Origin of the sequence: Acetobacter oeni, assembly GCF_011516825.1 — a bacterium.
Lineage (GTDB): Bacteria > Pseudomonadota > Alphaproteobacteria > Acetobacterales > Acetobacteraceae > Acetobacter > Acetobacter oeni.
This window is the reverse complement of the sequence record NZ_WOTA01000032.1, coordinates 1-11,740: the sequence shown is the minus strand read 5'-3', so window position 1 is coordinate 11,740 and position 11,740 is coordinate 1. Positions and strand designations below refer to the sequence as shown.

The following is an 11,740-nucleotide window of genomic DNA, read 5'->3' as shown; positions in this document are numbered from 1 at the left end:
GTTCGCGCCGGTTCAGACGATCGCGGCAACGATCTCTCTGTCATCCATCAGCGTATTCAGAACGCCCTCAATACGATCGCACAGAATATCCGTTTCTTCCACGGAACAGGTCAGAGGCGGCGCCAGGCCGATAATATCGTCGCCAAAGGCGCGGAACAGCACGCCCTGCTCATAGCCCGCCTTCGACATTTTCTTCGAAATGCCAAGAGACGCCGCTGGTTTGGTTTTGTTTTTCTTGTCAGTGACCAGCTCGATCCCGGCCAGCATACCTGCCGAGCGGACATCTCCAACCAGCGGATGATCTTTCATCCCCGCCAGGCGTGTTGCAAGATGCGCGCCGGCTTTGACCCCGTTTTCGAGAACGCCGCCCTGATACAGATCCAACACGGCCAGACCGATCGCGGCGCTGACCGGGTGCGCGCTGTATGTCATGCCATGACCGACCGCGACACCCGGAGGCGTGGCGTCGCGAATGGTGCTGTAAACGGTCTCGCTCATGAACACGGCACCCATCGGCGCATAGCCGGAGGTCAGACCTTTTGCGGCGGTCATCATATCCGGTACCACGCCTTCATGCTCGCAGGCAAAAAGCGGCCCGGTACGTCCAAAGCCGGTGATGACTTCATCCGTGACAAACAGAATATCCATCTCGCGACAGGCCTCCCGCATGGCTGTCAGCCAGCCGCGCGGAGGCACGATGATGCCACCGGATCCCTGGACCGGCTCGCAGAAGAAAGCCGCCACGTGTTCCGGCCCGCCCAACTCCGCGACCTTTGCCCGCAGGGATGAAACGGAGGCGGCAATGAGGGCGTCTCCGTCATGTCCGGCCGGATGACGATACGGGTCAGGGCTCGGAATGTGATGCTGCCAGGGCAGAGGGACATCGGCGTCCCGGTGGAAAGCGGCAAGAGCCGTCAGACCTGCGCCGGTATAAGTGCTGCCGTGATAGCCGCGCGCCAGACCGATGACATGGCGTTTGCCCGCCGTGCCCCGCGCATGCTGATAGAACCGGATGAAGCGGAGCGCGCTGTCAACCGCGTCCGACCCGCCCTGGGAAAAGAAGACCCGGTTCAGATCGCCCGGCGTCACCTCAGCCAGACGTGCCGCGAGCGTGATGGCCGGTTCGTTCGCAAAGCCGAAATAACCCGTGGCATAGGGCAGTCTGGTCATCTGTTCGGTTGCGGCTTTCACCACGCTGTCCTGACCGTATCCGACATTGACGCACCACAGCCCGGCAAACCCGTCGAGCAGCGTGTGGCCATGCATATCTGTCAGCCACACCCCCTGCCCGTGGCTGAGAAGGCGCGGGCCGTGTTCTTCCTGGTCGCGCCATGAGGAAACCGGGTGAATGAGGTGGGCGCGATCAAGTCGGGCAAGAGTCTCGGGGGTCATGCTCTGCGGTCCGCTATGGTGTCTGGTTTCTGACCTATGAGGGGAAGCGAGGAGAATATGTCACCGGAATGGCCCGGTGCGAAAGCAGATTATGCTGTTCTGTCCGGCAGCAACGGGAGGGTACATCAAATCGCTTTCCAAGTCATTTTGCATTTGCGCTGACCGGGGCAATGGGAAAAAGATACGGTCCCGCAAGAAAAGGACTGGTTCCCGACCAGCCCCAGGAGAGTGTGTTGTGACGGATATCAGTTTCAGTCCGGCGGAAGTTCAGCTGCCGTCCGGCCATTTTCTGGGTGGCAGACTGGTCACGGGCGCAGAAGATATTGCCGTCATCAGTCCGGGAAACGGTGAAGTCATTGCCGGCCTACCCGAGGCAGGTGAAAACCTGGTCGATGAGGCGGTCCGGCTTGCGGCAAAGGTGCAGCAGGAAAGCGGCTGGAGCACCTGTGCGCCGCGTGACCGGGCGCGTGTTCTGCGACGCTGGGCCGATCTGGTGGATCAGCACAGAGTGGGGCTGGCGCGTCTGGAAACCATCTGCTCAACACGTCCGATCGCGGAGACACTCGCCTGGGATATCCCCTTCCTGGCGGAAGGCATCAGATTTTTCGCCGAATATTGTGACAAGACCGGCGGGGAAGTGGCCGCGACATCCTCGGACCTGCTGGGGATGACCATTCATGAACCCTATGGTGTGACCGGCGCGATCGCTCCGTGGAATTTTCCGCTGGTGATGGCGAGTTGGAAGGTCGTGCCTGCCCTTGCCGCCGGCAACGGATCGGTCCTGAAACCTTCCGAGATGACGCCGTTCTCCGTTGTCCGTCTGGCGGAACTCGCCTGCGAGGCAGGTCTTCCCGCAGGTCTGTTCAATGTCGTTCAGGGTACCGGGCCGGTTACGGGAGAGGCGCTCTGTCGTCATCCGCTGATCGGAAAACTGAGTTTTACAGGCTCGACACGCACCGGCATCGCGGTCATGAAGGCCGCCGCGGAAAGCGGGCCTAAACCGGTCACGCTGGAACTGGGCGGTAAAAGTCCGCAACTCGTTTTCGGTGACATCCCTTCCGTGGAGGATGTGGCCGACCGGATCTTTCGCGCCTTCACCGGCAATGCCGGTCAGGTGTGCGTCACCGGCTCCCGGCTGATCGTGCATCGTTCCGTCGCCGGTCAGCTTACAGAGGCGCTGATCAGACGTTGTGCCCGTCCGCGTGCGATGGCGCCATGGAGCGGTAAGGCCGCCTGGTCTCCGATCATCTCCGCGACTCAGGCGGATCGCATCCTGAAAATCGTTTCAGACAGCCAGGCCGCCGGAGCGGAAAGCCTGGCCAACTGTGCGCGGATGGATAACGGCAATGGGGGCGTCTTTCTCTCGCCCGGTATTCTGTCGGTTTCCGATACGGATTGCCCGGCCTGGCAGGAGGAAATTTTCGGTCCCGTTCTGTCTGTCCGCGTGTTTGATGAGGAAGACGAGGCTTTCACGCTGGCTCAGCATCCCGTCTACGGGCTGGCCGCCGGGGTTCATACGTCCAACATGGGCCGGGTAATGCGCGCGATCCGCACACTGAAAGCCGGAACGGTCTGGGTCAACCGTTACGGGCGCTCATCCGATTTTGTCATCCCCACAGGCGGCTACGGCGGATCGGGGATCGGCAAGGATCTCGGACGGCAGGCCTTTGAAGCAAATCTGCGCCTCAAAAGCGTGCTGATGGCAGCGGGTTGAGCGTGCGATGACAGCGTCGGTTCAGAGCGATCTTTCGTTTCTTACAGAGCTGAGACGAGATCTTCATGCTCATCCGGAACTGCGTTTCACGGAAAAACGCACTGCCGGTCTCGTCGCTTCCCGCCTGCAGGCTCTCGGTTACACACCAGAGACAGGCATTGCGAAAACGGGTGTGGTGGCCACGCTGGATACCGGACGCCCGGGACCGGCCATCATGCTCCGCGCGGATATGGACGCTCTCCCGATCTGGGAAAACGGAACCGCATTGTGGATCTCCCGCAACGACGGGATCATGCACGCCTGCGGACATGACGGTCACACCGTCATGCTTCTTGGCGCGGCCGAAACTCTTGCCGTCGATCCGCCGGAGCGGGGCATCGTGCATTTCGTATTTCAGCCCGCTGAAGAGGGGGGGGCTGGTGCGAAAGTAATGATCGATGAAGGACTGTTCGAGCGTTTTCCGACGCAGTTCTGTTTCGGTCTGCATAACTGGCCCGGTCTCGAAGCCGGACGTCTCGGTGTCCGCACGGGGCCGGTCATGGCCGGGGGCTGGCGGTTTCGCATTGTCATTACCGGGAAAGGCTCACACGCTGCCCAGCCTCATCTCGGAACAGACCCGCTGACCATAGGTGCCGCCCTGGTGCAGGAAGCGCAACTGCTCGTCGCGCGCCGCACGGACCCGATGGTCGCCGCCGTCGTGTCCTTCTGTATTTTCGAGGCGGGTACAACCGATAACATTCTGCCGCAGACCGCAACGCTGGCGGGTACGCTGCGAGCACTCGATCCGCACGTTCTCAACGACCTGAAAGCCGGACTTGCCCGTCTTTGCGCAGGTCTGGCGGAAGCTCACGCGGCTGCCATTTCGGTGGATTTTCATCAGCCTTATCCGGTTACCGTTAATGCACCGGATGCCACCGATTTCGCCCGTGCCGCCATGCTGAAACTCATGGAGCAGGAGGGCGGTTCCGCACCGGATCTGGACATCGTACCAAGTCTGGCCTCGGAAGATTTCGGCTTCATGCTGGAGCGGAAGCCAGGCGCGTATGCCATGATCGGCAATGGTAACTCCGCGCGTCTTCACGCTCCGGACTACGATTTTGACGATGCCATTATTCCTCGCGGCGTTCGCTACTGGCACACGCTCGCACAGGGTTGCGCCACGGCTTTATGACGTCGCCCGGTCAGTAAACCTGCTTCATGCCAGCAATGGAGACACTCCTGCATGAAAGCCTGTAATATTCCGTCGTTCCCTGAGACGGTATTGGCAATGAAGTGATGCGGGAAGCGCTGCGTGTTCTTGAACGCACGCGAACATGTGCGGATTTGGCGAGATATTTCGCAATTATGACCGGAACTGCGAAACATGGCTCAAAATGGGAAAAATGAACCACCCCGGAGCGCGGTAAAGCCGTAGTTCAGTCTTTCTGCTGGCATCATGTTGCTGATGAGCTTGAAAATACGGCGGTTGTTTAACCAGTCAGGATATCCGAAAAGGCACACGCAGAAGCAACGACACGCTTCTGCGTAAATAGAAGGGCTAGCGGCCTTTTTAATACATCGCGAAGCGCGATTGCTCACAGTTCCAGCACATCTTCAACAGATACACACAACTTATCATATCCCGAATTATGACTACCCATAGATTCAGAATTCATCAGAGAACGAAACTACAGTGCTAATGAGTTGACAAATCGACGATCTCTGTCTCCTGTATAATCGGTACTATAATTTCTTGGGTACACGTTCTTCCTTGTTGCGTTATCACCTGTACGTTGACGATCTGAAACGTGCCGGCCGGCCCTGAAGCAAGCATGACAACAGCCTGTGTTCCACTAAAAGGCTCTGCCCATATAACCGCGAGATCATATGAAAACCCGGCTGCCGTGCGGACTGTTGCGGATACGCCTCCTGATTCTATCATATCGCCCGTGTCAGTAAGCCACCCTGTAAAATCTACACTGTAATCAAGTAAAGCTGCACTCGATTTGGGTGGCATTTCAGGAACGAAGCCTGTCGCTGTTGTGATGCCTCGCTGTGTAGACGGGACTGACGAGCAACACGAAGTTTTCGTCTCAGGAAGCCCGGGGACTGTGTACATACGAATAGTGGAAGGGATCAGGCTGTTGGGCAGGTCAGAAGTAGTCATACCGCGCCTTATCGAAAGTTGAAGAAGTGCACCGACGGGCACGATGAAAATGATCGACCTTCCGCTGCATCGCAAAGACCCGACAAATGCAAAAGGTGCTGACGAGCAGAATTCTGCCGCTTTTGCCCGGTCAGGCCAAACGATGAACTGGTAATAGCTGTCTATGTTCAGAGGTTTCAGGAATAACAAACGAATGGCACAATTTTTTCATTCATAATCTGCGGCGCTCTCTGCCCGCAAAATTTTTATAATCTGGCCGTAATGGTAATTTGAAAAAATGTGCCCTGACAGGCTCAGGACCTGTTAATTCATTGAACTGAGGAGAAATCAGTGATTCACAGGCCGTTGTGGAGTAGCGAGCACTGTGAGTGCCCTGTCTTTGCTGTCCGAACGTCAGTTAGAACTGATTAAACCTTATTTTCCGGGGCGCACGACGTTTCCCGGGTGGATGACCGACGTGTTCTGAGTGGGGTCGTTTGCGTGATCCGCAACGAGCTTTAGTGGAAAGATGCCCCGAAAGCGTATGGTTCGTACATACTTTATACAATCACTTTAAGCCGCTGGAGCCGCCAGGGTGTTTTCGACAGGATATTCACGGCACTGAGTGAGAAAACTGGCCGGTCGAGGCCCCTGATGATCGATGCGACATACCCGATAGCGGCCTTTCTGCCCAAAAAGGGGCTTTTCCCCACCATATCTGACGTACAAGGACGGACTGAACCCAAAACCGCCTTATAACTGGCATCTCTATAATAAACGTTATCACATCGAAACATATTCGCAAAGCTCAAAGACTGGTGGCCTGCGGTAATACGATAGGATCGCTACGTCCACGTGTCCATGTCAGCAATCCATATCGCAGGAAGCTTCGTCTTCTGTCTTAAAGAATGAGTCCTGTGCCTGAGTTCAGTTGCAGGTCTGCAGGATAGCTCGCGCGCCCGTGTGATCGCCGCTCTGGTTCGGGAGATCAGTCGGACAACCGCTGTGCTCGATCCCGTTACATCCGGAGAGCAGGACGACCAGCGCCGCAAACAGGAAGCTTATTCTCATTGCTTAACTTTTTCCGTTTTTCTTTGTCAGCCGCACATCCTCTCCAACGCTTTTCTGGATGATGAACTCGATGCCGACGGCTTCAAAGGCTGAGCGAACAGAGTTATGAGCTTTTCTCACGCGGCACCAGCTTCATCTTGAAGAACGAACGATCCTTCACTTCCGCAATCATCGACATATTTTAATTCCACAGACCGCGTTCTTCGCGTGAACTGATCAACCTTCGTCAGTGTATTTGCCCTGTCCAGCAAGAAACGGAGGCTCAGACCCTCTGAGTGCATCCCGGCAGCCATTGGTCCCACACGATTCCTGAACGCATCAGCAGCCTTCTGACGGGCTTTCACGGACAGTCTGTAATCAACCTTCCGGGCACCTTCGCGGTAACCGCCAAGCTTGGTGCCTCTGGCCTTTGCGGCAGCAAGAGCAGCCTTTGTGCGGGCTGAGATCGCCTCACGTTCCTGCTGAGCCACCAGCGCCATGATGCCGACCGTCAGCCTGTTTGCATTGGGCATATCTGCTGCAATGAACTCAACGCCTGCCTTATCCAGACCAAGCAGGAAGTGTGCATCACGGCTCAGCCTGTCCAGCTTGGCGATGAGCAGAACCGCACCCGTCAGACGGCAACGCTCCAATGCCTCAGCCAGCTTCGGGCGGTCATTGTTCTTACCGCTTTCAATCTCTGTGAACTCAGCCAGCACCCGGCCACCTGCCTGCACCACATGCGCCGCAACGGCTGCCTGCTGGGCCTCGATGCCAAGACCGGAGGCTCCCTGACGTGCTGTGCTGACCCGGAAATATGTGACGAAGGGAGGCATTGGTTAATCCGTATCATGAGTGTGATCGTTCGTTGACACTGGTGATACGAGGTGACGGAGGCCTGCGGGAATCCCTGAAAGGTGAATCCCTGCGATCCGGTAAGTGAATCAATTGGGCTGGTTGTGGTGAGCGAAGCTCTGGTGATGCAGGAGTGAGCGTCTTGTTGAGCAAAAGCTCTGGTGAGCAAAAGGTCTGGCGAGGACCGGATGACCATAAGACGAAACTGCGCTCCACAGGCCACACACTGTCCGTGGTTAATGAAGCCGGCCTTTATCGGCTGGTGAGGCCTTGCGTCTTGGTGAGCAAAAGCTCTGGTGACGCCCTGCGCCTTGGAGTCCCAGAGACTCCTGCCTCCCGGTCCCTGAAAATGATTCTGACGACCATGAAGGCGACTTCAAAACCGGTCTTAAAGCTGCGTTGCTGGTGGTGTTGAGCGCCGGAAGCATTTGAGCGTGGCACCTGTTTTCAGGCCGAGGCGGTTCTGATGGAGACCAGAGGGCCTGTCAACCGGTGACGGAGGACTGTCAATGGCCCTTACGGGAATTTACAACCATCCTGATTATAACTGCAAACTATGTGAACGGCTCGGTCTTGAGATGCCCGAAGAAGAAGACCTATAGATTAAAGACTAAACACCAATCCACTCACCACAGCCAAGACGCTCTAATGCTTCCAGCGTCCTGCGTCACCATCCTTAAAGGCTGCCATCAATGGGTCCCATACGGTAATCCATAAGCATCCTGATTATAACTGTAAACTATGCGAACGGCTCGGTCTTGGAGGGCTCATAGAAGAAGGATACGAAAGGACAGCCTAAAGACTAAACCCCATAATCCACCACTCCACTCACCACACATAACCTAAAGAAAAGAGGACTCTGATGCCCAACACGAACATGACCACACAGGACACGAACATGACATCATCGAAAACGCCAAAGAAACCCAAAACGATTGGAGAGAAGCTTCTGGAGGGAACGAGCCCAGACGAAACTCGTCAGGCCGGAGGATTTCTCCTTGCCTCACAGCGTCTCAGCACCCGATCCACAAACAAGCAGGGTTATCCCAACCAGTGGGACGAGGGCAAGAATCCCGGTGCCCATGTGCTTGCCTATGAAGCTGCTTATGAGCCAATTCCTCGTGATGAGAAGGGCCACCGGACGCGTGTTGTAATGCATCTCGATGATTGCAAGACAAATGTTTCGCCTCTCAATCTGTATGCTGGCACCGTAGAGGAGAACGAATGGGATGCCGTTGCCAAAGGCAGGAAACAATGTGGGGCCGACAAGCTATACAAGAACATAGTTCGGCAGCACGAAGCCGGAGAGCCCTCCGAAGAGATTGCCAGACAGGAAAACAGGCCGCTTCACGCTGTGGAGATGGTGCTTCGGACGCATGTGGCTATTAGCGAGCCACTGGCAGAGGCAGACGCGGGGTGGCGTGATTCCATGTGGCGTGCTCTCCTGCTCCAAGAACAGCGCGGGTGGTGTCTTCAGCAGGAATTAGCGAGTGAAATCTGGCTCAGGCAGCACAATCCAAAGTGCATGGAAGAGTGGTGCCAGGGCGGGATGATTGACCCGAATCCACCCCAGGATAATGCTCAGGTGGATGACGAAAACTCACCAGCCGAGTAATCCAAGACGCTCTAATGCTTCCTTCCACGAGGCCCCCGCAGGACGACACACCAGAGCTTCGCTCACCGGTCCTGTGCGGGGCCTTTGGTTCCCCTCAAAGAAGTCCGCACGATCACACAGGCTAGTGACCACGGTCACCCTGATGGTGACGCTCTGCGTCTTGGGTCCGTGTGGTTTGCGGGGATTGATGTGTGCAGTTGCATCGGCCTCAACACGACTGGTGGCACGGGACCGACTTTACGGCGGATTCCTGCGGCTGAGAAGATGACCGTTAAACGGTCGAAGGGTGAAACCAGGCTGTTTCCGGCTGGCCACAAAGGGCACACTCTGACGATGATCTCCGAGTCTGGCCTTTACCAGCTTATCACCGGCAGCACGAAACCCGACGCCAAGCCGTTTCAGGAATTGGTGTTCAGCACGATCCTGCCAACCATCCGCAAGACCGGCTCATATGTGATGGGTGAGGAGAAGATAGAGACCGTCACGGCCTCCGATGATCTGAACACTCTTCAGGAGCAGATTATCAGCCTGATGGAGAAAAAGGCAGGGATGCTTGAGAAGCACCTCACGGAGGCCAGAGAGCGCGTTAAGGCCCGATGCTTGTGGCATCCGGTCCCTGAGAATTGGACTGATGACCATATTAAGGTGACTTCAAAGCCGGAAGTAAAGCTGGGCTGCTGGTGGTGTTGAGCACTGAAGGCGTATTGAGCGCCAGAGCTTCACTCACCAGAGCTTCACTCACCAAAGGCATTTGATGGGCCAGAGCCAGCTCGGATGATTACGCCCCAGATGCCCCGGCATCCCAATGCTTGTGGAATCCCCACACACACTAACCGTCTAAGTGCCAACATGGCCTTGGTAATGAAAAGCATATTATAACAAGGCTTTATCCACAGGATGCCCAAGCACCCGAGGGGCACCATATTCCCATCTGCTATGGCGTGGTTATCAGTATTCAGTGGCAAGATAAGCCTGATATGGATGGGCATATATGCCATGATATATATTGGTATTCCCTTCTCAGGGATCAGTTCACATACTGCATACAGAATATGATGATTGATAATCATTGATCGTCATACTCAGTGGCCATCTTCACTCAGATACGCTATGGAGGGTCTACAGGGGTATAAGTGGAGAAGTTTCGGACATGGCAGATGATGGGGTGATTATCCGGGAACCCTTCAATCCCAAGACAGACAAGCGCCCCTCCTCACACCCTCACGATCCTGTGGCATTGCAGGATGCGTCCGTATTGTCCCTCGGGCGTATCCCCGACACACCGGCAGCACAGGAACTGACTGAGCGTGTCTCGGAGGCTCTCCGTCCTCACCTTGGCAAGCGGTCAGTTTCAGCGATTTCCGGGAACCGTGACAAGGGCCGCAAGACGCGTGTGGAAGAGGTCGGCACCATTCTCGGAGGGGTAATCCGTCCCGGCCTCAAGGGCCAATGGGTGGCCGTGAATGAAGGCTCAGGCAACTGGTTCTGGAAGGCATCCCGCCAGCTCCCATTCGGCCACAAGGCCTTCTGGACCAAAGCCAGAGCAATGCAGAAACTTGGTCTGATCGAGGCGGTTCCGGGCAGGCGCTTTAAGAACGTCTGGGGGGATATGCAGGGCCATGCAGCCCGCCTCAGAGCGACCGATGAACTCCTCCACTTGGCCAGAGACTGTGGCTGCTCAGCCGATACGGCAGCACAGGACTGGAAACTGGTAAAGCCCGCCCATACTGACCAGAAGAATGTGGCGCTGGTTCAGCTACGCAGCTTCCCGGCCAAGAAGAACGGAAAGATCGTGCCGTCTTCTGAGAAGCCCGAGCAGAACAACCCGGAAGGCATGGAAGACGTGAGGGCGTTTATGGAGAGACTGACAGGGCATCTGGCAGGCATCACGATCACCGGATGCTGTCAGCCAGCACTGTCGGCTCGCTTCAAAGGAACCCCACGCCTGCACGGGCGCATTTACGCTCTGGGTGCTGATAATTATCAAAGCGGCATCTCAAAGGCTGAACGCAAGCTGATCCGTATCAATGGCGAGGAGGTGGCTGAGGTGGACGTGTCAGCTTCCTTCCTGTCCATCGCTCTTGCCCTGATGAATGCCCGGGCTCCTGATGGCGATCCGTATTCTCTGCCCGTTGCTAAGGGGCAAAGCCTCGCTCCCAGAGCAGCCATTAAGCAATGGTTCGTTGTGTTCTTCTCTCTTGGGAAGGCACCGCATCACTGGTCTAAAAACACCAGCGAGGAAATCACGGGACAGGCAGACATTCACGCCATCACAGAGGCCGCCTTCCAGCGTTACCCTGAACTGCAAGAGATCACGAGGGTAATCCCGCCAGAGGTCAGGGCGACACTCCCAAAGGGTCTGGAGGAGTGGGCCATCGGGCAATTCCTGACCAACGTGGAGGCTGGAATCATGCGGCAGGCAATGGGCTCCATCATGGATCAGGGAGGCACTGTGCTGCCCCTGCACGATGCCCTGATGGTTCCTGTGTCATGGTCTGAGAGAGCCGCTGAGGCCATCCGTGAGGCGTCTGAGGAGCGCTTGGGGAGGCCTTTGAGGATCGGGTAAGATGGCTTGTAAGATGCTGAGGACGCTAGCTGAAAAGGTCTCGTATCCAGCGTCCGATCATTTGGCCCAGGTCACACGAACGGATAGCGGCTGCCAGATACTCAAACCCATCTTTGCCTGCTTGTTGAACCCCCCCTTTAATTAACTCGGGGAGATAATTTCGAATTTGCTGGGCTGCCCATGCTCCCACCTTCGCCAGAAACAGGCTTAGCTTGCCCCATGCAGCGCGGATGGCCTGAAGTGAGGCGTCAGCCCAAACCAAATGCCTGACCTCTGACATCGCCGCCAAGGCCTGCTCTTTGTCTTCCGGGCGGATCGGAGGCGGTTCGGGCTCATCAAGGGGCTCTGGAGGGTGATTACTGCCAGTCCATGGCTGCTCCTCGTCTTGGGCGGGGAGATGCTCAATCTGCTCAGCCAGTGCGT

The 11,740-nt window shown here is 56.5% G+C and carries 10 protein-coding genes; 6 read left to right on the top strand and 4 right to left on the bottom strand.

Going from position 1 to position 11,740, the window contains the following annotated elements:
• Positions 1 to 12: 12 nt before the first annotated feature.
• Positions 13 to 1,392: an aminotransferase class III-fold pyridoxal phosphate-dependent enzyme gene (locus GOB90_RS15670; RefSeq protein ID WP_146891281.1), complete on the bottom strand. Its 1,380-nt coding sequence runs from the start codon at positions 1,390 to 1,392 to the stop codon at positions 13 to 15.
• Between the two features lie 235 nt (positions 1,393 to 1,627).
• On the opposite strand from GOB90_RS15670, the gene GOB90_RS15665 reads away from it, so the two are divergent.
• Both GOB90_RS15665 and GOB90_RS15660 read left to right on the top strand, forming a co-directional pair.
• A complete protein-coding gene (locus GOB90_RS15665) occupies positions 1,628 to 3,106 on the top strand; it encodes an aldehyde dehydrogenase family protein (RefSeq protein WP_261766005.1) in 1,479 nt (492 codons plus the stop codon).
• A 7-nt stretch (positions 3,107 to 3,113) separates the two neighbouring features.
• A complete protein-coding gene (locus tag GOB90_RS15660; protein WP_146891278.1) occupies positions 3,114 to 4,277 on the top strand; it encodes an amidohydrolase in 1,164 nt (387 codons plus the stop codon).
• Between the two features lie 504 nt (positions 4,278 to 4,781).
• Here GOB90_RS15660 and GOB90_RS19920 read toward each other — a convergent pair.
• Positions 4,782 to 5,102, bottom strand: coding sequence for a phage fiber-tail adaptor protein (locus GOB90_RS19920; RefSeq protein ID WP_456304221.1), 321 nt, complete (start codon positions 5,100 to 5,102; stop codon positions 4,782 to 4,784).
• A 1,134-nt stretch (positions 5,103 to 6,236) separates the two neighbouring features.
• Here GOB90_RS19920 and GOB90_RS15655 point away from each other — a divergent pair.
• Positions 6,237 to 6,395 carry a hypothetical protein gene (locus GOB90_RS15655; protein WP_173572141.1) on the top strand — a complete coding sequence of 53 codons (159 nt, stop codon included), beginning with the start codon at positions 6,237 to 6,239 and terminating at the stop codon, positions 6,393 to 6,395.
• Positions 6,396 to 6,418: 23 nt separating this feature from the next.
• Here the strand turns inward: GOB90_RS15655 and GOB90_RS15650 are convergent, their stop codons facing one another.
• On the bottom strand, positions 6,419 to 7,117 hold the full coding sequence (locus GOB90_RS15650) for a recombinase family protein (protein ID WP_146891273.1): 699 nt from the start codon (positions 7,115 to 7,117) through the stop codon (positions 6,419 to 6,421).
• A gap of 881 nt (positions 7,118 to 7,998) precedes the next feature.
• Between GOB90_RS15650 and GOB90_RS15645 the strand changes: the two genes are divergently transcribed.
• The 3 genes from GOB90_RS15645 (at position 7,999) to GOB90_RS15635 (ending at position 11,317) form a co-directional block, all read left to right on the top strand.
• Positions 7,999 to 8,751 carry an HNH endonuclease family protein gene (locus tag GOB90_RS15645; RefSeq protein ID WP_146891270.1) on the top strand — a complete coding sequence of 251 codons (753 nt, stop codon included), beginning with the start codon at positions 7,999 to 8,001 and terminating at the stop codon, positions 8,749 to 8,751.
• An 84-nt stretch (positions 8,752 to 8,835) separates the two neighbouring features.
• Positions 8,836 to 9,441 (top strand): BRO-N domain-containing protein, encoded by a 606-nt coding sequence (locus tag GOB90_RS15640; protein ID WP_146891267.1) that lies wholly within the window; start codon positions 8,836 to 8,838, stop codon positions 9,439 to 9,441.
• Positions 9,442 to 9,901: 460 nt separating this feature from the next.
• Positions 9,902 to 11,317: a hypothetical protein gene (locus tag GOB90_RS15635; protein WP_146891265.1), complete on the top strand. Its 1,416-nt coding sequence runs from the start codon at positions 9,902 to 9,904 to the stop codon at positions 11,315 to 11,317.
• Between the two features lie 25 nt (positions 11,318 to 11,342).
• On the opposite strand, the gene GOB90_RS15630 is transcribed toward GOB90_RS15635, so the two are convergent.
• On the bottom strand, positions 11,343 to 11,740 hold a 398-nt coding region (locus GOB90_RS15630), incomplete at its 5' end, for a hypothetical protein (protein WP_173572139.1).

What these genes read in the sequence shown, in the direction of transcription:
- GOB90_RS15670 (WP_146891281.1), bottom strand. Translation starts at nt 1,392, where the DNA reads ATGACCCCCGAGACTCTTGCCCGACTTGATCGCGCCCACCTCATTCAC.
- GOB90_RS15660 (WP_146891278.1), top strand. Translation starts at nt 3,114, where the DNA reads ATGACAGCGTCGGTTCAGAGCGATCTTTCGTTTCTTACAGAGCTGAGA.
- GOB90_RS19920 (WP_456304221.1), bottom strand. Translation starts at nt 5,102, where the DNA reads ATGCCACCCAAATCGAGTGCAGCTTTACTTGATTACAGTGTAGATTTT.
- GOB90_RS15650 (WP_146891273.1), bottom strand. Translation starts at nt 7,117, where the DNA reads ATGCCTCCCTTCGTCACATATTTCCGGGTCAGCACAGCACGTCAGGGA.
- GOB90_RS15645 (WP_146891270.1), top strand. Translation starts at nt 7,999, where the DNA reads ATGCCCAACACGAACATGACCACACAGGACACGAACATGACATCATCG.
- GOB90_RS15635 (WP_146891265.1), top strand. Translation starts at nt 9,902, where the DNA reads ATGGCAGATGATGGGGTGATTATCCGGGAACCCTTCAATCCCAAGACA.